The organism is Streptosporangium sp. NPDC049046 (genome assembly GCF_040649155.1).
Taxonomy (GTDB): Bacteria; Actinomycetota; Actinomycetes; order Streptosporangiales; family Streptosporangiaceae; genus Streptosporangium.
Genome location: NZ_JBEZEZ010000009.1, coordinates 149,620 through 173,643 on the forward strand (window position 1 = coordinate 149,620; position 24,024 = coordinate 173,643).

The following is a 24,024-nucleotide window of genomic DNA, read 5'->3' on the forward strand; positions in this document are numbered from 1 at the left end:
GCCGGAGGCGACTATTCCGCGGCCGCCAGCTTGGCCAGGCGGTTCTCGTACATCCGCACGACGACCTCGCGGCCCGCGGTGGCCCGCTCGTAGGCGAGCAGCTCCCGGATCTGCTCGGAGGTCCTGCCGCGCATCCGCGCACGCAGGGACGCGACCGTCAGTTCCGCGTAGCCGGGAAGAGGCTCGGCGGGCGTGGCGGTTTCCGAAGAGGACTCCGCCGCCGTGGTCGTCGTCCTCGGGGAGGGGCCGGCCGCGTCGGCGGCCTCGGGTGCCGCGCCCCTGGTCCCGGTCACCTCGACCACCGCGGCGTCCGCGGTCTCGGGCTTCGCGGTGTCGACCTCGGTCACCTCGACCTTCACCGCCGCGGGGGCCTCCGCCTCGGCCGGGGTGCCTTCGGCCGCGGAAGTCGTGGCGCTCGTCAGGGTGCCGCTCTCGGCGCGCTCGGCCACGGTGTCCGCAGGGGCGGCCTTGGCGGTCGTCTTGCGGGTCCTGGTCGTCCTGGCCTTCGGGGCGGTGGCCTCGACGGCCTCGGGGGCTGCGGTTGCGGCTTCGGCGGCCTTGGCCTTGGCCCGGGTGGCCCTGGGCTTCCTGGCGGGGGTCTCGGTGACCGCGTCCGCCTCCGCCGCCGGAGTCTCCGCGCCCTTGACCTCGGGGGCCTCGGGGGTCTTGGCGGTCTTGGGAGCCGAGGTCTTGGAGGTCTTGGCGGCCTTGGGAGTCTCGGCGACGGCCGGGGACGCCGAGACTTCCGGGGCGGCCGGTGCTTCCGTGGCCTTCACCTCGGCGGTGTCCGAGGGCTCCGTGGCGACGACCTCGGCGGGCTTCGCCGGGGCGGCCTCGGGCTCCGGAGCCGGGGTGCTCTCGGACTGCGGAGCCGGGGTGCTCTCAGGCTCCGGAGTCGAGGCGGGGGCCTCGGTGGTTCCGGCGGCGGCAGGGGTGTCGACGGCCTCGGGAGCCTTGGCCTCCGGGGTGTCGCCGGCCTTGACCTCGGGGACCTCGGGGACCTCGGGGACCTTGACCTCGGGCGAGGCGGGCGTCGCGGTGTCGGGCTTGGTGGGGCTGAAGATGACAGGGTCGGGGGTGGTCTTCGTCCCGTTGCGCTCGGCGGAGGGAGCGCTCGCGGCCTTCTCCGGACGCGGCGCGAAGATGACGGGCTCGCGACGGGTGGGCTTCCCCGCCTGCTCCGTGCTCTCCTCGGCGATCTTCGCCGGCTGGTCGCCGATCGTCCCGGTGGGTTCCTCGGCGGTCTCGCCCTGGCCCGAGGTTCCCTTGAACCTGGTCCGGACGCGGTCGCCGAGGAGTAGGGCCTGGCCGACCCCGCTCAGTGCGCTCTGCAGCATGTGCAGCGGCAGGTCTTTTGCCTTTTGTGTGACATTGCGAATCATGTCGGGGACTGACATATCGTCTCCCTGGGAGGTCTGTATCGAGAAGGCTAGTGTGACAAGACTTGTGCCGCATGAGCTTGTGGGACGTATGGGCAGTCTCGCGGGCGTGTCCACGTAGCATATGAGCATGACTTCAGACACCCCCGCGACCCGACGCGTACTAGTGGCGAAGCCCCGTGGTTACTGCGCGGGGGTCGATCGTGCGGTCCAGGCCGTGGAGAAGGCGCTGGAGCAGTACGGCGCCCCGATCTACGTACGTAAGCAGATCGTCCACAACACCCACGTGGTCAAGACGCTGGAGCAGCGCGGGGCGATCTTCGTCGAGGAGACCGAGCAGGTGCCCGAGGGCGCGATCGTCGTCTTCTCCGCCCACGGCGTCTCTCCCGCGGTCCACCAGGAGGCCGCGGACCGCAGCCTCAAGACGATCGACGCCACCTGCCCCCTGGTGACCAAGGTGCACAACGAGGCCAAGCGTTTCGCCTCCCAGGACTACGACATCCTCCTCATCGGTCACGAGGGCCACGAGGAGGTCGAGGGCACCGCGGGCGAGGCGCCCGACCACGTCCAGCTCGTCGACGGCCTGCACTCGGTCGACACCCTGCAGGTCAAGGATCCCGATCGGCTGGTCTGGCTGTCGCAGACCACGCTGTCGGTGGACGAGACGACCGAGACGGTCTCCCGGCTCAAGGAGCGCTTCCCCAACCTGATCGACCCTCCGAGCGACGACATCTGCTACGCCACCCAGAACCGCCAGGTCGCGGTCAAGGAGATCGCCGCCCAGGCCCAGCTGGTCATCGTCGTCGGCTCCGAGAACTCCTCCAACTCCAAGCGGCTCGTCGAGGTCGCCCTCGACCACGGGGCCGACGCCTCCTATCTGGTCGACGACGCCTCGCTCATCGACGACGCCTGGTTCGACGGCGTCACCACGGTCGGCGTGTCGAGTGGTGCCTCGGTGCCCGAGGAGCTCGTCGCCGAGGTCCTGGCCCGTCTCGCCCGAAACGGGTTCGGGGACGTGGAGGAGGTCGAGTCCGTCCGCGAGAGCGTGCGCTTCGCCCTCCCGCACGAGCTGCGCAGGGACCTGCGCGCCACGGTCTGACGTCGGGTCGTCCGCCCACGGGGTCGAAGTCCCTCGGCGAGAGCGTGCGCTTCGCGCTCTCGCCCGAGGACCCCTGCCACCCTGAGGACCCCTGCCACGCTCCGGCCGGCCGATCTTTCATGCGAGGCCCTGGCCCGGCGGCTTTCTCCGCGATCCGGGAGATCCCGTCACGGACGAAACCCCGCGCCCGGCCGCTACTGCCCCTCGCGGGGGGTGCCGTACACCCTGGGCTCGAAGTATCCCTCGGGCTCGGGGGCGAAGGCCCTGCCGTCGCCGTCGCCGCTCCTGGGGCGGGGCACCGAGGCCCTGGAGGCTCTGAGCTCCTCGCGCAGCTCTCGGACGCAGCGGGTCAGCCCCCGGCGCCAGGCGATGACCAGCACCAGGAACGAACCGCCGAACAGCCACGGGGCCCCCTGCGACAGCGCGGTGTACATGCCCAGGCCGAAGGCCTGCACGGGCGTGGACGCGAACAGGGATCGGATCGCCTCGATGAACGCGGTGGTCACGAAGAAGAGCAGGGGCGGGGACACCACCAGCGACAGCAGGTCCCTGCGGTTCACCAGCGACGCGGCGGCGACGCAACCGGCGACGAACGCCGCCCCGGTCAGTGCCGCCACCCCGGTCAGCGCCTGCAGCACGCCGCCCACCAGCGTGGACGCCAGCACGAAGGCCAGTGCGCCCCGAACGGTCAGCCGGATGCCCGAGGCCCGGTCAAGTTCACTCATGCGATCACCCCGCCGACCGGCTGCACGCCGCCTCGCTCGTCCACCACTCGCCCCCTGACCTTGACCACCGCGGCCCCCCGGCGCCGTCGCCCTCGCTATCTCCAGTGTCCGGCCGCAGGAGCCCCCGAGGGAACAGTTTCAGGGCAGGTCGTTGGTCAACCTACCGTTCAGGCGGGATACGAGAGGCGGGCTTGGCTCCTCTCGCGCCAGGAGTTCGGGTGAGGTCAGGGCGCGCGGCAGGTCCTCGACCGCCTGTGGCGTGTCCAGGTCGCTCTCGACGAGCCCCAGGTCGTTCAGCTTGCGGGCGCTCACCAGCACCCGGGTCTCCAGCGAGCCGACCGTCCTGTTGTACGACTCCACGGCCCGGCTCAGCGAGCGGCCCAGGGCGTCGACGTTGCGCCCCATGCTGCCCAGCCGCTCGTACAGCTCCTTGCCGACCTCGAAGATCGCCCGTGCGTTCTCGCCGAGCGCGGCCTGCTGCCAGGCGTACTGCGCGGTGCGGAGCATGGTGATGAGCGTGGTCGGTGTGGCGATGTGGACCCGCCGTCGCATGGCGTACTCCAGCAGGGCGGGGTCGCGTTCCAGCGCGGGGGCGAGGAACGCCTCGCCGGGAATGAACAGCACCATGAACTCCGGCGCCGGGCTGAACGCCTGCCAGTAGGGCTTCGAGGCCAGCCGGTCGACGTGGTCGCGCACGTGCCGGGTGTGGGCGTCGAGCCGGGCCGACCGATGGTCGGGGTCGGCCGACTCGGCGGCCTCCAGGTAGGCGGAGAGCGAGACCTTGGAGTCGATCACGATGTTCTTGCCGCCGGCGAGCCGCACGATCATGTCGGGTCGCAGGACGCCGTCCGGCGTGGTGACGCTCACCTGCTCGTCGAAGTCGCAGAATCGCTGCATGCCGGCGATCTCGGCGACCCTGCGGAGCTGGAGCTCGCCCCACCTGCCCCTCGCCTCGGGCCGCTGCAGGGCCCGTACCAGCGAGTTCGTCTGGGCGCGGAGCTGCTCGTTGCTCTCGCGGACGATGTCGATGTGCTTGGCCAGCTCGGCGTGGGCGGCCCGCTGGCCCGCCTGGGTGTCGCGCAGCTGCGTCTCGACGCGGGCCAGGGTGTCCTTCAGCGGCTCGATCAGGTGCTCGACGGCCTGCTTGCGCTGCTCCAGCTCCCCGGCGGCCTCGGCCCGGTTGGCGGCGAGCCTCGTCTCCGCCAGCTCCAGGAACCGCAGGTTGTTGACGTCCAGCGCCCGGCTCGACAGGGCCTGGAACCGTTCGGAGAGCTGTTCCTCGATGTAGACGACCTTCTCCTCGGCGATCTTCGCGCGGGCCTCGGCGTCGGCGAGGCGGGCCATGACGTCGGCGGCTCCCGAGGAGGCACGCGCCCGGCCCAGCAGGAAGCCGATCGCGAGTCCCGCGGCGAGGCCCACCGCGAGCTGGAAGGAGAGAGCCATGACATCCACCCCGGCATGATTCCAGGCTCGGCCGCTTCCGGCGGTTCCGACACGCTCCCCGGCCCGGAACGGCTCGGTTCGTGCCCCATGAGCGTCCCGCGAGCGTCCCGTGATTCGTACCTGTGACCTGCCCATGGCGGGTAGCAGTGGGTCATTCCGCGTAAACTCGGCTCACGTGAGCCTGAGCATCGGCATCGTCGGATTGCCCAACGTCGGCAAGTCAACGCTTTTCAACGCGCTGACGAAGACCGCCAACGCCCTGGCGGCGAACTATCCGTTCGCCACCATCGAGCCCAACGTGGGCATCGTCGGCGTTCCCGACCCGCGTCTTGAAAAGCTGGCCGAGATCTTCGGGTCGGCGAAGATCCTGCCGGCGAAGGTCGAGTTCGTCGACATCGCCGGCCTGGTCCGCGGCGCCTCCGAGGGACAGGGGCGAGGCAACCAGTTCCTCGCCAACATCCGTGAGACCGACGCGATCTGCCAGGTCATCCGGGTCTTCAACGACCCCGACGTGACCCACGTGGACGGCGGCGTCGCCCCCGGGCGCGACATCGAGACGATCAACACCGAGCTGATCCTCGCCGACCTGCAGACCCTGGAGAAGGCGATTCCCCGCCTCCAGAAGGAGTCCAGGACCAACAAGGACCGCAAGGCCGCGCTGGAGGCGGCGGAGGCGGCGTTCAAGCTCCTCGACGGTGGCGCCACCCTGTACGCCGGGGCCAAGGGCGCGGGCATCGACCCCAAGGACCTGCGCGAGCTGCACCTGCTCACGGCCAAGCCGTTCCTGTACGTCTTCAACCTCGACGCCGACGAGCTGGTGGACGAGAAGCTCAGGGCGCAGCTGTCGGCGCTCGTCGCACCGGCCGAGGCCGTCTTTCTCGACGCGAAGATCGAGTCCGAGCTCGTCGAGCTCGACGACGCCGAGGCGCTGGAGCTCCTGCAGTCCGTCGGCCAGGAGGAGTCGGGCCTCACCCAGCTCGCCAGGGTGGGCTTCGAGACCCTGGGCCTGCAGACCTACCTGACCGCGGGTCCCAAGGAGACCAGGGCCTGGACGATCCGCAAGGGCGCCACCGCCCCCGAGGCTGCCGGGGTGATCCACACCGACTTCCAGCGCGGTTTCATCAAGGCGGAGATCGTCTCCTTCGACGAGCTCGTGGAGACCGGTTCCATCGCCGCCGCCCGTCAGGCGGGCAAGGCCCGCATCGAGGGCAAGGACTACGTCATGCGCGACGGCGACGTGGTGGAGTTCCGCTTCAACGTCTGAGCGGACGGTCGTCCTCGCCGCGCACGAAGTCCGCTTCGACGTCCGGCCGAACGCTCGTCCTCACCGCGCACGGAGTCCACTCCGGCGTCCGGCCGAACGGCGTCCTCGCCGCGCACGAACGGTCCGGTGGGCTCTCCGACCCCGAACCGGACGAGCACGCTCGGGTCGGTCGGAGCGTGGGCGACGGCATCCTGGATCGTGAACGACGACGTCCCGGCGCATCCCGTCTCCGTGACGGTCGGTGCGCCGACCCGGTATACGAGCGGGCGGTCCGGACGTCTCGCCGGGCTTCCGGGGCCGGTGGACCGGCCGACCGTGGAGATCGGCCGCTGTCGCGCCTCGCCGCCCCTCTCGGGGGGACGGAACCTCCTCGCGATGGCGGTCGGTGGCGAGGAGGCGTATTTCCAGGGGTTGTGACCCCAGGTGACGTATTTCGTGTTAAATGCGCAGGTCGCGACAGTCAGGGGGCTGTCTGGTTAGCAATGGGTGGCGTTTGAGTAATCACCCCACGCGCTGGCCAGGGGGAATGCGCTTTTCCCCGACCATAGGCCGCATCGGCGCCCTCGTCGAGGTTCCAGACCCGGTTTGCTCAGTCATCATGATGCCTGCAGCATAGGCGTGGCTTTCCTGGAAGAATCGGCGGGGCGGCTAGAGTAAGTGCGTCACCATGGCCAACGGGATCGTCAACAATACGACACCGCACCGGCCGAGGATTGACGCGAGCGGAGGCGTGATGGCTCGAAGGTCGACAGTCCAGCGTGATCCCCGGATCGCTGGCGACCCTGAGCTGTCGTCATATCCGGACTTCCCCGACGATCCCGATCTCGACCGCGCTCCGGCGCGCGGGCGGGGTGTGCCGCGCGGACGCTGGTCCGGTGGAGGCGGCCGCTGGCTGGTGTGGACCGGCCGCGCCGTGCTCTGGGCGCTGATCGTCGTCATCGTCGTGAACGGGGTCCGCGCGCCCTTCGAGCGCTTCACCCAGCAGAACGCACCCGTGGGCGCGGCGCCCGTCGAGGGAAACGGGTTCCCCACGGTCCAGGCCTCCGCCTTCGCGGCCCAGTTCGCCGGGGTCTATCTGAACTTCGACGGGGCCCGCCTCGCGGAGAGGGAGTCGAGGCTCGCCCCCTACCTGCCGGAGGGCGTCGAAGGACAGTTCGGCTGGGACGGTTTCGGCAGGATGGTCGCTGGAGCGGTGCAACCGTACGGGATCGAGGTCGTCGACGCCGACAACGCCGTCGTCACCGTCGCCTACCAGTCGGAGGACCGCCGCCAGCTCCTGTCCGTGCCCGTCTACCGCGACCGGGCCGCGGAGAGGTTCGTCGTCGCCGGCCGTCCGGCCATCCTGCCCGCGCCGAGGGCCGCCGCCCTGCCGCCCAAGGCCGCACCCGAGCGCGACCGCGCCGTGGAGCAGGAGCTGCGCACCACGCTGGAAGACTTCTTCAAGGCCTACGCCGGTGACACCACCTCGCTGCAGCAGTACGCCGACGCCGGGGTCACCCTGCAGGGGTTCGGGGGGGCGTTCACCTTCCTGCAGCTCAAGGACCTCTCCGTGCCCGTCGGCGGGGGGGCGACCCGCGAGGTGACCGCGACGGTCACGTGGGGCGTGCCGTCGAAGGCGGCCCCGTCCACCGACCCCGAGCCCGCCGATCCCGGCCAAATGGGAGGCAAGCTGGAGCAGTCCTACTTGCTCACCATGGTCGAGCAGGGCGACAAGTGGTTCGTCAAGGACATCCGCGGCGCATACCGATCTGTGGCGGGGTAAGCATGATCGAATGGTGCCGATCCACGGTGAGCAGACCCCCCCTGATCGATGAGCCGTCGGTCCGGGTCCCGGCGCACACGCGCCGAGGACTCTTAGCCGCTTGGCGGGCACGATCGTGAGTACGGAGGACAAGAAGTGATTCTCAAGACCATGCTGCTGAGCGCCATGGAGCTCGCTCAGCCCACAGCACCTCCGGCGGGCGTCAACACCGAGGGCCTCGCCGACTTCCTCCGCAGCTTCTTCGCGCCGCTCTTCCTGGTCATCGTCTCGGTGGTGGCCCTCTTCTTCCTCTTCACCCGTGAGATCACCAGATTCGTCCAGTTCATCATTCTGGCGATCGCGATCGGAGTGATCTTCTACGTTCCGAACATCATCGAGGTGACTGCCAAGGCGATCGCGGGCGCGCTGGGCATCTCGGGGGGTTGAGACCGGGTTCGAACGGTCAAACAAGGAGAGGCGGAGAGGAGGATCACGTGGATCTGCCCACGTACACCAATATCTGGAGGATCGAGAAGCGGCTCTACAAGCTGTACGACCTACGGCTGCCGATGCCGCTCCCGATCGTCTGGATCGGTGGGTTCGTGGGAGTGCTGGCCCCGTGGTCGCTGCTGCTCTACCTTCTCGGTCTGCCCTTCGCCGCTCCCTGGCACGTGCTCTATCTGGTGCCCCCCGGTGTCGTCACCTGGCTCTCCACCCGGCCGGTGATCGAGAGCAAGAGGCTCACCGAGCTGCTCCAGTCGCAGGTGCGCTACGTGGGAGAGCCGCGCACCTGGTGCAGGATGGCCCCCCTCTCCGAACCCGCCGAGGTCACGCTGACCGGCCGGATCTGGCGGGCCGCGCCGCAGTACACGGCCGTCAGGGTCAAGGCGTCGCGCAAGGCCCGGCACGCCCAGGCCAAGCGCGCCGCCGCCCGCCGCGAGGTGCGTCCCGCCGTGGCCGCGGCCGCGGCGGCCGCCGCCACCGCGCCCGTCGCCACCGCGCCCGTCGCCAGGACCGAGGTTCACGCGCTTCGCCAAGGTGTCGCCCCGGCCCTCGGCCAGACCTCGGCCCTTGGTCAGGCTGCGGGCGTCGGTCAGACCTCGGCCCTCGGTCAGGGCCCGGCCGCCGAGACCTCCCGGGGCGTCGAGACCTCCTGGGCCGTCGAGGCACCCCCGGTCGCCGTCCCCGCGATCCCCGCCGTTCTTCCCGGGCCCGCAGCGCCGTCCGGGTCCGCTGCGTCGTCGGTGCCGTCCCTGCCCGTCGTGACTCCGGTGCCCGAGCCCGTCGCGTTCGCCGAGGCGGCCGAGGCCGTCGAGTCCGCGCCGGGCACGCCGATCCTCGGCCCCGCCTCGCGGCCGCCCGCGGACCATTCCCAGGGACCTTCCGAGGAGCGGGCCGACCGCACTCCGCCGGCCGGATCCGCGGCCGAGGGGAACGCGGACGATTCGAGGGACGAGACCCCGGCGGCGTCCGGCGCGTCCGCGGCTCCGCCCGCTCCGATCGGCACCGAGGCGCTGCGGCGGCTGCGCAGGCTCGCGGCCTCCGCGGAGGCCGAGCGCGCCGCCGCGGCCCCCGCCTCGCCCGTCGTGCCCCCACCGCCGGTCGTACCTTCCACCCCGGCCATACCGGTCGCGCCTCCCGCGGCGGTCACGCCGCCCTCCGAGGTGATCGTGCCTTTCACGCCGGTCGAGCGACCGAACACGCCGATCGAGCGCCCCGAGGTGATCGCGCCCGCCGGGCCGCCCTCGCCCCCGGAGGTGATCGCGCCCGCGGCGTCCTCCGAGACCGACGCTCCCGCCTCGAAACCATCCGAGGAACGGCCCGAGGCGCCGGCCGTGCCGGAGCCCTCGGCACCCAGGACGACACGGGAGGAGACCTCCGCCCCGGCCCGTGCGGTGTCCGCCGAGAGGCTGGCCGTCGTGCCCGACCCCGTCAGGAGGCCCTCGGAGCCCGCCGCCCCCTCCTTCGTACCGAGGTTCGTCGGACCGGCGCCGGTCGGGCGTCGCGCCGAGGCGGCCGAACTCCCGCAGACCGGACAGAGCAGGCAGGACAAGCGGGACGGATCGGACGAGGAGAGCGCACGGCGTCAACACCGCAAGGGGCAGCCCACGCCGATCGGGCGCGCGGCGGAAACTCCGGAGACGGCGGAGACGGCGGAGGCACTGAGGGCGTCGAAGGCGTCGAAGGCATGGCCGCCGGAGCGGCCCGCGAGTGCGCAGGCGGGTCCCGGCGCCCCGGCGGGCACCGGCGTCCAGGGTGGCGGCATGTCGATCCGCGCGGTTCCCTCGGGGCCCGCCACGGCGGATCCGGTCACCCCCGCGGTGCCGGTGACCGGTCCCGCACGTGGCGAGGCCGAGACCAGGGTCCGCCGGGTCGAGTCGGTGGTCGGCCGTGACTCCTCCGGCGGCTGGCGGCGGCTGGCCCAGGTGGTGATCGGACCCGGCGGTGGCCGTACGGACGGCTCGGAGATCGACGAGGCGCGGGCCAGGGCGGTGTTCAGCGGCAGTCGCCGGGTGGTGGTCCTGGGATGCACCGGCGGCGCCGGGCAGACCACGACCGCGCTCATGCTCGGCCACACCCTCGCCCGCTACCGCGAGGACCGGATTCTCGCGGTCGACGCCAGCACCGGCTCCCACGCCCTGTCCAGCCGGATCCAGGGCGAGTCGCCGGAGACCCTGACCTCCCTGCTCTCCGGGCTCGACAGCGTCCAGGGATATCTCGGCATGCGCGCCTACACCAGCCGCTGCGCCTCGGGGCTGGAGGTCCTCGCCGGAGACAGCGACGCCGGTGCCGAGCAACGCCTGTCCGACCGGACGCTCTTCTCCGACCGGCGGCTCGGCCAGACGATGGACATGCTCGACCGGCACTACAAGGTCGTCGTGATGGACCCGGCCGCGGCTCTGGCCGCGCGGGTCCTCCCCTACGCCGACCAACTCGTCCTCGTCGTCCCGGCGAGCGAGGACGGGCCGGACGCGGTGGCGATGACCTACGAGTGGCTCGACGGGCACGGTTGCTCCGACCTTCGCCATCGGGCGGTCATGGTGGTCAACGGGGTGAGCCGCCGCAGCATGGCCGACGTGGAGCAGGCGGAGGCGGTCGCGCGGGGCAGGTGCCGGGCGATCGTCCGGGTGCCCTGGGAGGACGCCCTGGCCCCCGGCAGGGCCGATCGGGTGGAACCGTCCCACCTGCGGGCGCCGGGCCGCCGGGCGTATCTCGCCCTGGCCGGTGTCGTCGTGGCGGGCTTCGGAACGGTTCAGGCGGGTCGACCCAGCGAGGAGGAACTAGCCCAGTGATCCCCCGGGCGCGAGGAGATGCGGTGAGCGGGCGAGACGAGGTGCGGGTGGTGAGCGGGCAGGCCGGGGTCCGGATGAGCGGACGCCGTGGAATCCGGATCGGCGAGGGGTCCGGAGGCCGCGGAGCCAGGGCCGCGCGCGCGACGGAGGAGGGGCCGTGAGCCGCGCCTCCCAGGCGCGCAGCCGCCTCGCCGTCCGATACTTCGACGATCGGATTTTGCTGACCGACTCGTCGGTCTGGGCCTATTTCAGGCTTCCCACCGTGAGCTACGAGTTCATCACCCCCGAGGAGCGGGAGGCGCTCGCCACCAACATCACGATCGCGCTCGCCGCCATCCGCATGCCCGACGCCGAGGTCCACCTGCGGGTGGCGCACCGCACCTACCCCGCCGCCGAGTGGGCGATGGCGCTGAACGCCACCTCCGACGAGGGACCGGGCTGGCGCGACTACCTGGAGGACATGTATCGCCACGTCTGGGCCAAGGACTTCTGGACCAAGGAGGTCTATCTCGGCGTGCGGCTCGGCACGCGCGGGCGGCAGCTGGGCACCGGGGTCCTCGCGCAGCTCTTCGGTTTCTACCAGCGCAGTGAGAAGGCCCTGGGCATCGAGGACGACCACGTCCCCAAGGCGGAGATCGCCAAGTGGTCCGAGCAGGCGGAGCGGCTGGGCAGGGCGCTGTCCGCGAGCGCGCTGTACGCCAGGCACGCCACCTCCGTCGAGCTCGCCTGGCTGTTCCAGCACGCCACGACCGGTTCCCTCGGCGACCCCCCGGCCTCGGCGAGTCCCAAGCGCCGCTGGGGGCAGGGGGAGATCGAGTCCCTCGTCGAGGGGCAGATCCACAACGGCAGGGCGCTGCTGCGGATCGAGCAGCCGCAGGGCGACTCCTACGTCGCGCACATGTCCTTCGCCCGCTTCCCCGATCTCATGCCCTTCCCCGACGGCGAGCCCTGGATGCACTTCGCCGACCAGCTGCCCTTCCCGGTGGAGATCAGTTCGAGGATGCGGCTGATCCCGCCGGTCAAGGCGAGCAAGGACGTCGCGCGCAAGCTCGCCCATGCCCGTGACATGGACATCCACATCCGTGAGGCGGGCGCCGAGGCGCCGCTCGCGCTCGCCGAGCAGATCGACGCGGCCAGGATGCTGGAGCACGGCATCACCAAGGAGCGTCTGCCGTTCGTGTACGGCTGGCACCGCCTCATCGTGTCGGCCCCGACCGAGGAGATCTGCGTGCAGCGGGTCGAGGCGGTCGTGGAGCACTACCGCGACATGGGCATCGACATCGTCAACTCCACCGGCGACCAGTTCTCGCTGTTCTGCGAGACGCTGCCGGGAGAGCGGGTCCGGGTGAACGCCTACGCGCAGCGGCAGCCGCTGCGCACCATCGCGGGCGGCATGGCCACCGCCACCGTCGACCTGGGCGACCGGACGGACGAGGGCGGCTCCGGCTGGATGGGCCCGTACGTCGGGGAGACGCTGGGCAGGGCGCGCAGCATCGTGCACTTCGACCCGCTGGTCGCGGCGACGCGCAACCGGCCGACGGCGATCGCCATCACCGGCGAGCCCGGTGGAGGCAAGACCACGCTCGCGCTGCTGATGATCTACCAGATGGCGTTGCGCGGGGTGACGGTCGCGGTGATCGACCCCAAGGGCGACGCCGAGTCGCTGGTGCAGCTGCTGCAGAAGCGGGGCAGGAAGGCGCGGATCATCCCGCTAGGCTCGGCGGCTCCCGGCCTGCTCGACCCGTTCTCGTTCGGCGACGACCTGGCGGCCAAGAAGACGATGGCCACCGAGACCCTGCGTCTGCTGCTGCCTCGCATGTCGGAGGAACGCGAGTCGGCGATGATCCAGGCGGTCGCCGCGGTCTCCAACGGCCAGGACCCGTCGCTGGGCAAGGTCGTCGACTTCCTTGAGCAGACCGAGGACGCCGCCTCCAAGAACCTGGGCGCGGTGCTCCGCTCCATGTCGGACATGCATCTGGCCAGGCTCTGCTTCGACCCCTCGGGCGGCGACCAGATCGACACCGAGGGCTGGACCACGGTCTTCACCCTGGGCGGCCTGACCCTGCCCGACGCCTCCACCGGCCGCGACGACTACTCCTACGAGCAGAGGCTGTCGGTGGCGCTGCTCTATCTCGTCGCGCAGTTCGCGCGGGGTCTGATGAACGGCCTGGACCGGCGGACGCCCAAGGCGATCTTCCTGGACGAGGCGTGGGCGATCACCTCCACGCCCGAGGGGGCCAAGCTGGTGCCCGAGGTCAGCCGGATGGGCCGCTCCCGCAACACGGCGCTGGTCCTGGTCTCGCAGAACGCCGGCGACCTGCTGAGCGAGCAGGTGACGAACTGCCTGTCGTCGGTCTTCGCCTTCCGCTCCACGGAGCGGGTCGAGGTGGAGCACGTGATGGCGCTGCTCGGGGTCGAGCCCTCCGAGGAGCACAAGGCGGTGCTGCGCTCACTCGGTAACGGCGAATGCGTCTTCCGGGATCTGGACGGTCGCGCGGGCCGTATCGGGGTGGACCTGATCTCGGACGAGCTGCTGCGTTGGCTCGACACGAATCCGACCCACGACAAACCCGACGAGAAAGTGCATGATCTTCCTGGGGGCGACAGAGTCGGTAGGCCGGGGGCTGCGGCGCTGGAGGTGCGGTCATGAAAGGCTCCCTTAAGGGATTCGAGGGCTTTCGCGGGAGACGGCCACTCGGAGGGCCGAAGGGTCTCCGCGGGCTCCGTGAGGTCCGTGGTTTCCGCGGTCTTCGTGGGCTCCGCGGGATTCGCGGGCTCCGTGAGGTCCGAGGCACAGCGGGCTCTCGCCCGGGTTCCCGCAGGGGACGGCTGGGCAGGCGGATCGCGATCGGGCTGGTCGTGCTCGCCGCCTTCCTCGCGCTGCCGCTGGCGTTCCCCGGCGACACGTCCACGGCCGTCGCCGCGGCGCCCTGCGACATGTCTCCCGACCTGTCACCCGACATCGTCGCCGGAGGCGTGGACGGCCTGATCCAGCCGCCGCTTCCCGACCCGCCCGCGACGGGCGCCCCCGCGGCACAGGCCCCGGCGGCGGCCCAGGGCAACTACGCGACGTACGGCATGAGCGGCCAGTTCTGGCACACCCACCTGCTCGGCTGCGACGACATCGCGGCCGTGATGGGCAACGCGATGGCGAACACGGTCTTCCTGTGGGCGAAGGCGCTGGACCGGTTGACCATCACGACCTACCAGGCGGCGGCCACCGAGGGCCCGCTGGAATCGATCAAGAACGTCGTCGACGACATCGTGGTCCGTCTGGCCGACGCCATGTACTGGCCGTACCTGCGGCCGCTGGTGATCCTCGGCGCCATCTGGCTCGCCTGGTACGGGCTGATCCGCAAACGCGCCACCACCACCGCCGAGGGCGTCATCTGGATGGTCCTCGCGGTCACGGTGGCCGTCTGGTTCTTCAGCCGCCCCGGCGACCTCACGGGCATGGGCAAGATCGTCACCGACAAGACCGGCGAGGTGGTCAACTCCGCCTTCGCCGGGCTGCCGGGCGCGGGCGGGACCTCCTGCCTGCCCGCACCGGGTGAGGCGAACCCGCAGGTTCAGGGCGGCGGATACGGGCAGAGCGGCGTGCCCGGCGTCGAGCAGAACGCCGACGCGCTCTGGTCCACACTGGTCTGCAAGCCGTGGCTGATGGGCCAGTTCGGCACGGCCGACCCCGAGGCCCCCATCATCAAGATATTCGGCGCCAAGCTGCTGGAGATCCAGACGATCGACGCGGCCGAGCTGAAGGCCCAGCAGGTGCCTGAAGCGGGCTCCCACCAGGCGCGATACGAGACGGAGATCGCCGACAAGCTGCAGAACACACCGTACTTCCCCCTCTTCCAGGGCAAGGACTGGACGAACCGCCTGGGGGTCGCGATCGGCGCCTTCATGGCCGCGGTGGTCGCGGGACTGCTGATCTTCCTGGTGGCGGTCTCGCTGCTGGTGCTCAAGGTCGGGTTCCTGCTGCTGCTCATCCTCGCTCCGGTCTTCCTGCTGATCGGCGTCCATCCGGGATCCGGGCGGATCATCGCCATGCGCTGGGTGGAGATGCTGATCGGCACCCTGCTCAGACAGGCGGTGCTCGCCCTCGTCCTCGGCATACTCGTCTACGGCTACGCCCTGATCATCTCCACCGCGATGCCGTGGGGCATGCAGGTCATGTTCATGGCGATCCTGACGATCGCGGTGTTCTTCTACCGGAGGCCGTTCCAGCACCTGTTCTCGTCCATGGACGGGCACACGCTCACCACCCGGATGCTCGGCGACGCGGCGTCCGCGCCGACCCTGCAGCGGGCGGCGTCCGCGCTGCCGCCGGTCGCGGCGGTCAGGGCGGGCCGGTGGGGGATGCGCAAGGCCGAGCCGGTGCTGCAGGCGGCCGCGATGGTCGGCGGAGCCTCGGTCGGCGCGGCCGCGGCGGCAGCGGTCGCCCAGGGCAGGGTCCGTGGCGAGGAGGGCGGTGCCACGCCGAACACGCCGTCGGGCACCCGGGTGCCGACCGGCGCCCAACCGGCGCCGCTCGACACCGACGCCCAGGCCGCGGGCAGGCGCAAGGGCACCGGCAGACCGGTCACCGCGGCCCGCGCCGGTGCGGCGCCGCCGCTCAACCTCTCCGGAGCCGGTACGGGAGGCAGCGCGCCTCCGACCAGGTCCGGAGGCTCCTCGGGCCGCGGCTCGGGAGGGACGGGCTCCTCGGGAGGCTGGTTCGGCGGCCGTTCCGGCGGCTGGGCTCCGCAGGGAGGCTCGGGCGGCCGATCCTCTTCGGCGGGCAGGTCGTCGGGTTCCTCCGCCCCCGCGGTGCGGCCCTCGGCGCCCGCGCCCGGCAGGTCGTCCGGTTCCTCGGGCTCCTCGGGCGGCGGCGGTCGTTCCGGCGGGAGCATCTTCGGCGGCGGCGGTTCGTCCCGGGGGTCCTCGGGATCCGGCTCCTCGCGGGGCGGCTCGGGCTCGGGATCGCGTAACGGCGGAGGTTCCTCCCGCGGCTCCTCGGGGTCGGGAGGCTCGGGGTCGGGCGGGAGCATCTTCGGCGGCTCCCGGGGCTCCGGTGGCTCACGGAATCGCGACTCCGGAGGCAGGTCGTCCGAGGCGCCCCCGCTCTGGATCACCCGGCGGGTGGAGCGCGGCGGGGAGGCCGGTGAGCCGCCGCCGTTCTGGCTGCGTTCGTCCAACCGCGACAAGGACTGACCGTGGTCGAGGGAGGCAGTCGGCGGGGAGCCGTCTTCGCGGTGCTGGTCGTGATACTCGCCGTTGTCGGCGTCTACCTGACCATGTGGCCGGACACCAATGAGGGGCCGGGGCAGCCGGCCGGTGTCACCCGTACGGTGGCGGCTGGGCAGGAGGCGGCGGAGGAGCCGGCCCGTCCGGCGGCGACGGCGAGTAACGCGCCCTTCGACGTCTACTCCTACCTGCCGATGACCAAGCAGGAGCTGGCCGCGGCGGCCGACTACGCGCAGCGTTTCACCGCCGAGTACGGCACGTTCAGCTACGACGAGGACCCGGCGGTCTACGGCGACCGCCTCAAGGGGTACGTCACGGCGGAGTTCTCGGGGACGCTGCTGCGGACCGTCACCTCACCGGGCACCGTCGAGGCGAACAAGGCCGACGAGATCGTGTCGATCGGTACGGCGCGGGTCAAGGAGATCCGGCAGATCGACAGCGCCTCGGTGACCTTCGTGGTCGTCGGCACCCAGAACGTCACGGCGAGGAGCGGGGCGAACGAGCGGACCGCGGAGTACGCCGTCACGCTCATCCAGGCCGGCGCGGAATGGCGGGTCCACGATCTCCAGCCCGCGGACTCCGGCCAGGAGGGGGACGACCAGCCCGTCGAGAGCGGCGCCACCGGCGAGGCCGGATGAGCGGCGGGGTCGCGTACGGACGGGAGCGAGCGGGCGGGGCTGTGTACCGGCGGGATGAGATGGGCGGCGGGGTCGCGTACGGACGGGAGCGAGCGGGCGGGGCCGCGTACCGGCGGGATGAGATGGGCGGCAGGGTGGCATGAGGAACAACAAGCCCGTCCGCCTCGCGCTGATCCTCGGAGTCGCCGCGCTCTGCCTGATCACGCTGATCATGGCGCCGATGATGATGATCAGCGGGTTCCCCTCCTTCCCGTCGATCACCGGCGGGGCGGCGCAGCAGCCCGAGTGCGGAGACACCGGCGGGGCGGCGGAGGACCAGTCGGAGACCGCGACGTCCGACATCCCCGAGGAGTATCTGAAGCTGTATCGCGAGCACGGCAAGAAGGTCGGCGTGCAGTGGAACGTGCTCGCCGGGGTCGGCAAGCGCGAGACCAACCACGGACGCTCCACGCTCCCCGGGGTGCGCAGCGGCACCAACTACGCGGGCGCGGCCGGGCCGATGCAGTTTCTCATCAGCACGTGGGGCGGCAAGGCCAAGATCAAGATCCCGTCCACGTTCAACGGCTACGCCTCCGACGGCGACGGAGACGGCTGGGCCGACGTGTACAACCCGGCGGACGCCATCCTAGGCGCGGCGAAGATGCTGAAGCGGAACGGCGCGCCGGAGGACGTGCGACGTTCGCTGTTCGTCTACAACCGCGCCTGGTGGTACGTCGACCAGGTGATGGAGATCGCCAAAAAGTACGCCAAGGACGGAGAGGTCACCGTACCGCCGGAGGCGGACGAAGACTGTGACGAGCCCATGCTGGAGGCGGCGCCGACGAGCACGGTGGCCGCGATCCTGGAGTACGCGCTCGCCCAGCGCGGCAAGCCCTACATCTGGGGCGGTACGGGGCCCGCGGGCTACGACTGCTCGGGAATCATCTACATGGCCTACCGGAGCGTCGGCCTGACCATCCCGCGCACCACGTTCGGTCAGTGGCCGTTCGGGGTGGAGGTTCCCGCGGGGGAGGAGCAGGCCGGAGACCTCGTCTTCTTCAACTCCGGTCCGGGAACGGGCCCGGACCGTCCCGGCCACGTGGGGCTGGTGGTCTCCCCGGGCAAGATGGTCGAGGCGAGGTGCCGGTTGTGCGGGCCGATCAAGGTCACCACATACCGGGAGCGCACCGGGATCGTGGGGTTCACCCGGCCGCTGCGACACCCCCAGGTTCTCGCGCAACTCAAGACACGGGAGCAGGGCTGACAGAATCGAGAACCATGGAAAAGGTCGTTGTGGGCGCCGCCATCGTCGACGGCGACGGGAGACTGCTCGCCGCCCAGCGTGCCGATCCGCCGGAGTTGGCCGGAGGGTGGGAGCTGCCGGGGGGAAAGGTCGATCCGGGCGAGGACGAGCACACGGCACTGGTCAGGGAGTGCCAGGAGGAGCTCGGCGTGCTGATCGAGGTGGGCGAGCGCGTCGGGGGCGACTGGGCGCTCGCCGGCGGCTACGTCCTGCGGGTCTGGCTCGCGGTGGTCGCCGAGGGCAGGCCCGAGGCGAAGGAGCATCTGGACCTGCGCTGGCTGGCCGAGAGCGAGCTCTACGACGTGGCGTGGCTCCCCGCGGACCTGCCAATCGTCCGGGCGGTACAAGGTCGCCTCAACGATGGGCAAGGTCGGTTCAATAAGGATTGATCAACTCCGCAGCGTGACATAACTGCTACTGGACGTGGCGATGTCGCGTGTCCGTACCCGGGGAACGGAGATATGCGGTGACCTTAAGGTGGCGTGGTGCTGGGTTCGTGTCAGCGGTCGGGGCGGGAGTGCTCGTCCTCGGAGCCTCGGGGGTGTACGCCGTTCAGCTGGACGAGTCGGCCCCGTCGCCCCTCGACCTGACCACCGTGGCCGATTCGGGCGCGTGGGCACGGGGGAGCGGCGCCGAGCGGGTGATCCGCTACCGGATCCGGCTGCGGGGGCCGGGCACCGACGCCCGGCTCGCGGTCCTGACGACCCCCGCCGAGGCGCTCAGGGGCATCGAGTGCCCGAAGGAGACCAGGTCGTCGGCGCCCCTCCCGAAGGGGGCGGGGGTGTGCGTGGTCGGAGCCCTGCCCGCCGAGGGCGGTTCCGTCGACGTGCTGCTCGCCCTGCCGGAGCGCCCGCGTGATCTCACGGTGTCCGCCCTGGCCCGGATGAGCGGCCCCGACGGCAAGACGGTGAGCCAGCGGGCACAGAACACGATCAAGAGCACGGACGCGGTGATGCGGCGAGGCGAGAGTGCCGCCGAGGTGCCGGAGACGCTGGAGCACGCCCGCGTCGCGCGGGAGGCGAGGCCCGCCGAGCCCCGCGGTGGCGTGGGAGCTCCAGGTGCCGCCAGCATGGTCCTCAAGGTGCCCCAGACGGCCGAGGAGTCGGGGGAGACACCATTGGGCGCACCCGGCGTCTCGGAGGCGCAGAGGGCCGAACAGCGCATGTCGGCGTTCCTTCTCGATCTCGCCGGGAAGGCGTTCGTCGCGCCGCCCGCTTCGGGTCCTGACGCGGGGGCGAACGCCGCCGGGGTCCCCGCCGATCAGGGAACGTCGCGGGGAGCCGGGGTGCCCGTGAACCCGCGGACGGGCGCGCTTCCCGGCGCCCCGGGGGCGACGGGAGGTCCGGCGGCCTCCCACGAGACGCGGGACACGGTGCCGGGCGGGCGCGGGGAGGCCGGGTCTCCGGTGCCCCCCGCCCGGGACCCCGGCGGGGCGGCTCCCGGTCGCCCCGTGGCCCCGCTTCCTCCCGGTGGCTCGGCCGCCGCGCTCCCTCCCGGGCGCCCCGCAGTCCCGCTCCCTCCTGACCGTCACGCGGCTCCGCTTCCTCCCGGTCGTCCGCAGGAGGGAACACGGCTTCCGGACGGCGCCGCGGTTCCGGGCGCTGCGGCTCAGGGGGCCGCGCCGGAGGCCGGTACGGCGGTGCCGGGGCAGGGAGCGGCGCCGGGGCAAGGAGCGATCGCCATACCGCCGGCGGGAGCGCCCGAGCCCCCCGCCCTCCAAGGGCAGAACGGCAGGAACCACTCGGCCACGGGTGTCCAGACGGGCCGGAAGGCCGCCGGGCGGAAGGCGCGCGGGCAGCGGCACGCGGCCGGTCGGCCCGGTGCGCGTGAGCAGGGAGTGAACCCGCGGGCTCTCCTGCGGCAGGCGGGTCCCGGCGGGCAGACGGCCGGGCTGCCCGGGGTGCCGCAGATGGGACCCGGTCAGCCGGTTCTCCCGCAGATGGGACCGGGCCTGGAGCAGATGGGTCCCCTCTATCCCGGTTACCCGGGAAACGGGAAGAAGGCCGCCGGCCCTGGAGCGGGCCGGCCGATGGTCGGGCCGATGCCTCCCGGCTACCCGGGCATCGGACAGCCCGCCGTGCCCGGACAGGGCATGGGGCAGCCGATGCCTCCCGGCTACCCGGGGATCGGGCAACCGGGGCCGGCGGGACAGCCCGGCGTGCCGCAACAGGGTCCCGGTGGGCCGGTGGGCGGCCCGATGGTTCCCGGCCAGCAGGGAGCGGGGCAGCCTGGCGGGCCGCAGGCGCCGGGCGTTCAGCCCGGCGTACCGGGGGCCATGACGCCGCCGATCTCGATGGGCATGGCGGGAGCGGGCCAGATGCCAGGGCTCGCGAACGGTCTCCAGCTGCCGCAGGCGGGTCCCTTCCCCGCCGCGCAGGTCCCCGTCTCACAGGATTCGCGTCCGCAGGGGGCGCCCCTGCCGCAGGATCTCGACGGTCCGAGCGGTCAGGTCCAGCCGGTCGCCGAGTCAAGCCCGGTACTGACAGGGGCGACGGGTCTCCCGGCGGTAGGTGCGGGGGTGGGGACGTTGCTCGGCCTTCTGTGGCTGCAGCGGAGGATCCAGCGGCGTCGTCGGTCGCGACACGTTTTGTAAAACGCGGATTACTGTTATTTTTGCCCGACTAGTATTTCTTTGGCGTGTTCATGGTTGATTGCACGGAGGACACCGGTGACGCGAGCACGGCGCAGGGCAGCGTTCTCCGCCGTCGCGATGTCCGTCGGACTCAGCGGCGTCGTTCTGTTCGCCGTGGCGCCGTTCGCCGGATCCTCCGCGGCCGGCGCGACCGTCAGGACGATGGTCATCGAACCCTCGCAGGTCGAGGGGTGTGACGTCGATCCCGCGGGTCCCTGTGAGGAGCCCACGCCGGTCGTCACCGTCACGGTCACCGAGGATCCCGAGGTGCCGCAGGAGACGGTGACGACCACGATAACCGTCCCGGCGTCGCCGAAGCCCAAGCCCACGAAGACCACGGCAGCCCCTCCGCCTCCGCCGGAGACGGCGGTCGCGCCGCCGCCGGTCCAGGAGCCGCCCCCGGTGGTCCCGACCGCCGGGGCCAACACGCCGGAGAACACGGAGAACAGCGAACCCCAGTTCCCGCAGACCACCCCTGATCCCAACCAGCAGCTTCCCGCCGCCGATCCCACGCCGTCCGACACGGCCACGCTCGACCAGAGTTCCTCGGGCACCTCCGTGTACGAGATCCGCAACGCGGGTTCCGAGTTCGACGGGGCCACGCTGAGCCGTCAGCTCGGCATCCCGGCGCTCATCCTGGTGCTGCTGGTGCTGTTCGCCGTGCTGATCTTCGAGGGCAGGCTGCGCCGCATGGCTCACGCGGCGGCGATCCGCAGGGCCGGTCCGCGCGGCATGGACCCGATGGCCTACCCCGGCGGTCCCGGTTACGCCGCCGCCGGCCCCTACCAGGGCGGTACGGCCTACGCGCCGATCATCAGCTTCGTGCCCATGCAGATGTACGCCCCGGTCTACCCGGAGGGCTACACCCCCGAGCAGTATCCCCACGGGTACGATCAGACGACGGCGTACATGCCCGCGCCCGGTCACGAGCAGCCCCCGGCCGTCGGCCACGGTGCCCCGTACGACCCGCGGACCGGCCAGGTGTATCCCGTGCCCCCCGGTCAGTCGCCTTACGGCCCGACTCTCCAGGACGGCCCGACTCTCCAGGACGGCCCGACTCTCCAGGACGGCCCGGCGCCTCAGGGCGGCGCGGCGGCCTTCCAGGGCACCCCGCACCCCGGCCAGGACTCCCGTGAGGGACGCCTCCCGCAGGGGGCGCCGGAGTTCCCCGGTGCGCCGTTCCCGCAGGAGCCCGCCAGGAGCAGGCCGGGCGACGACCCGCTGGACGACTTGCGGCCGGCCGTCACCGATGACGCTCCCGGCCAGGTTCTCTCGCAGGACCGGCCCCTCAAGGACGGCATCCCGCCGTCGGGGCGGGAGCCGCAGGGCGACCTGGGCGGGTCGAAGGGCGAGGTCATGACCTTCGGACCCCAGCCTCAGGACGGTCCCGGTCAGGGGCCGGGCGAGGGCGGTCCCGGTGAGGCACGTCCCGGCGGCGACCAGCCTTCCGCGGGTCCCGGCTCGACGGCGATCTATCCGATTCCCGGCCGGGAGACCGGCAAGTCCTCGGACAAGGATTCCGGCAAGGGCTCCGGCAAGAAGAAGCGCGGTCTCTTCCGCCGCTCCACCTGACCCGCCCCGCCCTTCCGGGCGCGGCGACGACGGCCTGTGCCGTCCGCCGCTCGGTCGTGGACGCGGCGGGCAGCCGTGGGCAGTAGTGGGCAGCCGTGGGCAGGGCGGCGTGGCCGGGGCGCGGAGGGCGGCGCGTTGTCCGGGAAGGCCACCCTCGGGGCGATGCCGAAGATGATTCGGTTTCGACGTGATAGGGGCGAGCCGGTTTGGGCAGGAGGAGCGGGCATCCTCCCGCGGGAGGGTCGGCCACTCTTTGTCGCATGAGAGAGACTCTCTGATTTGGGGTCTCTCCGTTTTGAAGAGAACGGAAAGAGGGGGCGCCGTGTCAACGGAGCCGGAAGCCCGCAAAGAGATGATCATGGCCGTGTCCGATCAGGGACGTCTGACGGCGATGCGTTCGGTGCTGTTCCACGTCGGTGTGGCAGGCCGGGCCGGAATCAACGTGACCGACTTCAACTGCCTGGCCCTCCTCGACAAGGAGGGCCCTCTCACCCCCCACGACCTGGCCGTACGGCTGGGGCTGACACGCGGTGGCGCGATCACCGCGGTGGTGGACCGCCTGCAGAGAGCGGGGTACGTGCGTCGCGGCCGGGATGCCGCCGACCGGCGCCGCGTGCTCGTCGAGCTGGTGCGCGAGGGCCCCTACCGTGCGCTGCAGGAGATCCTGGGGGACCTCAACCGGGCCTACGCCGATCTCGCCGCGGACTACAGCGACGCGGAGCTGACGGTCATTCACGACTTCGCCGTCCGCGCCGACGACGTCATGCGGAAGCAGACTCGGCGGCTGTGGCGGGACTGAGGCCTCCGGGAGCCCGTACGAAGTTCCCGGAGACGGCGGCGAAAAGGGCTCGTACGAAGCCCTGAAGCTCAGGCCGGGAGAGCCCGTACGAAGGCCCTGAAGCCCGTGACGAAGCGCGAACGGCGCCGTCCCCGGGAGAGCCCGTGGACGACGCCGTGAGACGCGGGAAGGTCAGGTCTTCGAGCTGGAACGCTTGAAGATCTTGTTGCCGAGCCAGACCAGCGGGTCGTACTTCCGGTCGACGACGCGCTCCTTCATGGGGATCAGCGCGTTGTCAGTGATCTTGATGTGCTCGGGGCAGACCTCGGTGCAGCACTTGGTGATGTTGCAGTAGCCGAGGCCGTGCTCCTCCTGGGCGGAGTCCTTGCGGTCGGCCACGTCGTACGGGTGCATGTCCAGCTCGGCGATCCGCATCAGGAAGCGCGGACCGGCGAAGTTGGTCTTGTTCTCCTCGTGGTCGCGGATGACGTGACAGACGTTGTTGCACATGAAGCACTCGATGCACTTGCGGAACTCCTGGGACCGCTCGACGTCGATCTGCTGCATGCGGTACTCGCCCGGCTTCACGTCGGCCGGAGGGGTGAAGGACGGGATCTCCCTGGCCTTCTGGTAGTTGAACGACACGTCCGTGACGAGGTCCTTGATCACCGGGAACGTCCGCATGGGCGTCACGGTGATCGTCTCCTCCTCGGTGAAGGTGGACATCCGGGTCATGCAGCCCAGCTTCGGCTTGCCGTTGATCTCCATCGAGCACGAGCCGCACTTGCCGGCCTTGCAGTTCCAGCGGACGGCGAGGTCGGGAGCCTGGGTGGCCTGCAGCCTGTGGATGATGTCGAGGACGACCTCGCCCTCGTTCACCTCGACCGTGAAGTCCTCAAGCTTGCCCTCGCCGCCCTCGCCCCGCCACACGCGGAACTTCGCCTTGTAACTCATG

The 24,024-nt window shown here is 71.4% G+C and carries 18 protein-coding genes; 14 read left to right on the forward strand and 4 right to left on the reverse strand.

Annotated features, from left to right (window positions below):
- Positions 1-11 precede the first annotated feature (11 nt).
- Positions 12-1,397 (reverse strand): hypothetical protein, encoded by a 1,386-nt coding sequence (locus tag AB0B96_RS15040; RefSeq protein ID WP_362898963.1) that lies wholly within the window; start codon positions 1,395-1,397, stop codon positions 12-14.
- 112 nt (positions 1,398-1,509) lie between these two features.
- Here AB0B96_RS15040 and AB0B96_RS15045 point away from each other — a divergent pair, with 112 nt between their 5' ends.
- Entirely contained in the window at positions 1,510-2,478 is a 969-nt protein-coding gene (locus AB0B96_RS15045) for a 4-hydroxy-3-methylbut-2-enyl diphosphate reductase (RefSeq protein ID WP_350947958.1), read from the forward strand.
- Between the two features lie 194 nt (positions 2,479-2,672).
- Here the strand turns inward: AB0B96_RS15045 and AB0B96_RS15050 are convergent, their stop codons facing one another.
- Positions 2,673-3,203: a DUF6542 domain-containing protein gene (locus tag AB0B96_RS15050; protein WP_362898965.1), complete on the reverse strand. Its 531-nt coding sequence runs from the start codon at positions 3,201-3,203 to the stop codon at positions 2,673-2,675.
- Positions 3,204-3,341: 138 nt separating this feature from the next.
- A complete protein-coding gene (gene rmuC, locus AB0B96_RS15055; RefSeq protein WP_362899196.1) occupies positions 3,342-4,646 on the reverse strand; it encodes a DNA recombination protein RmuC in 1,305 nt (434 codons plus the stop codon).
- Positions 4,647-4,821: 175 nt separating this feature from the next.
- Here rmuC and ychF point away from each other — a divergent pair, with 175 nt between their 5' ends.
- The 13 genes from ychF to AB0B96_RS15120 all read left to right on the forward strand — a co-directional run bounded on the left by ychF (position 4,822) and on the right by AB0B96_RS15120 (position 23,090).
- On the forward strand, positions 4,822-5,910 hold the full coding sequence (ychF, locus tag AB0B96_RS15060; protein WP_362898967.1) for a redox-regulated ATPase YchF: 1,089 nt from the start codon (positions 4,822-4,824) through the stop codon (positions 5,908-5,910).
- A 733-nt stretch (positions 5,911-6,643) separates the two neighbouring features.
- Complete coding sequence (locus AB0B96_RS15065) at positions 6,644-7,672, forward strand: conjugal transfer protein (RefSeq protein WP_350947955.1); 1,029 nt, start codon at positions 6,644-6,646, stop codon at positions 7,670-7,672.
- Between the two features lie 150 nt (positions 7,673-7,822).
- On the forward strand, positions 7,823-8,098 hold the full coding sequence (locus AB0B96_RS15070) for a hypothetical protein (protein WP_362510052.1): 276 nt from the start codon (positions 7,823-7,825) through the stop codon (positions 8,096-8,098).
- 47 nt (positions 8,099-8,145) lie between these two features.
- Positions 8,146-10,944, forward strand: coding sequence for a TcpE family conjugal transfer membrane protein (locus AB0B96_RS15075; RefSeq protein ID WP_362898970.1), 2,799 nt, complete (start codon positions 8,146-8,148; stop codon positions 10,942-10,944).
- Between the two features lie 23 nt (positions 10,945-10,967).
- Positions 10,968-11,105 carry a hypothetical protein gene (locus AB0B96_RS15080; RefSeq protein WP_362898972.1) on the forward strand — a complete coding sequence of 46 codons (138 nt, stop codon included), beginning with the start codon at positions 10,968-10,970 and terminating at the stop codon, positions 11,103-11,105.
- A complete protein-coding gene (locus AB0B96_RS15085) occupies positions 11,102-13,594 on the forward strand; it encodes an ATP-binding protein (RefSeq protein ID WP_362898974.1) in 2,493 nt (830 codons plus the stop codon). The genes AB0B96_RS15080 and AB0B96_RS15085 overlap by 4 nt, the downstream gene beginning before the upstream one ends.
- Positions 13,591-16,134 (forward strand): type IV secretion system protein, encoded by a 2,544-nt coding sequence (locus tag AB0B96_RS15090; RefSeq protein WP_362898976.1) that lies wholly within the window; start codon positions 13,591-13,593, stop codon positions 16,132-16,134. Before AB0B96_RS15085 ends, AB0B96_RS15090 begins: the two co-directional genes overlap by 4 nt.
- Positions 16,135-16,136: 2 nt before the next feature.
- Positions 16,137-16,805: a hypothetical protein gene (locus AB0B96_RS15095; RefSeq protein WP_362898978.1), complete on the forward strand. Its 669-nt coding sequence runs from the start codon at positions 16,137-16,139 to the stop codon at positions 16,803-16,805.
- A 139-nt stretch (positions 16,806-16,944) separates the two neighbouring features.
- Entirely contained in the window at positions 16,945-18,048 is a 1,104-nt protein-coding gene (locus AB0B96_RS15100) for a bifunctional lytic transglycosylase/C40 family peptidase (protein WP_362898980.1), read from the forward strand.
- A 14-nt stretch (positions 18,049-18,062) separates the two neighbouring features.
- Positions 18,063-18,476 carry a (deoxy)nucleoside triphosphate pyrophosphohydrolase gene (locus AB0B96_RS15105; protein ID WP_350947948.1) on the forward strand — a complete coding sequence of 138 codons (414 nt, stop codon included), beginning with the start codon at positions 18,063-18,065 and terminating at the stop codon, positions 18,474-18,476.
- Positions 18,477-18,583: 107 nt separating this feature from the next.
- Positions 18,584-20,680, forward strand: a complete 2,097-nt coding sequence (locus AB0B96_RS15110; RefSeq protein WP_362898983.1) for a hypothetical protein — start codon at positions 18,584-18,586, stop codon at positions 20,678-20,680.
- A gap of 75 nt (positions 20,681-20,755) precedes the next feature.
- Complete coding sequence (locus AB0B96_RS15115; protein ID WP_362898985.1) at positions 20,756-22,291, forward strand: hypothetical protein; 1,536 nt, start codon at positions 20,756-20,758, stop codon at positions 22,289-22,291.
- A gap of 358 nt (positions 22,292-22,649) precedes the next feature.
- The gene (locus AB0B96_RS15120; protein WP_350947945.1) at positions 22,650-23,090 is read left to right on the forward strand and encodes a MarR family transcriptional regulator; all 441 of its coding nucleotides are present in this window, start codon (positions 22,650-22,652) and stop codon (positions 23,088-23,090) included.
- Between the two features lie 171 nt (positions 23,091-23,261).
- Here AB0B96_RS15120 and AB0B96_RS15125 read toward each other — a convergent pair whose 3' ends face one another.
- Positions 23,262-24,023 (reverse strand): succinate dehydrogenase/fumarate reductase iron-sulfur subunit, encoded by a 762-nt coding sequence (locus tag AB0B96_RS15125; protein WP_350947944.1) that lies wholly within the window; start codon positions 24,021-24,023, stop codon positions 23,262-23,264.
- Between the last annotated feature and the right edge of the window lies 1 nt (position 24,024).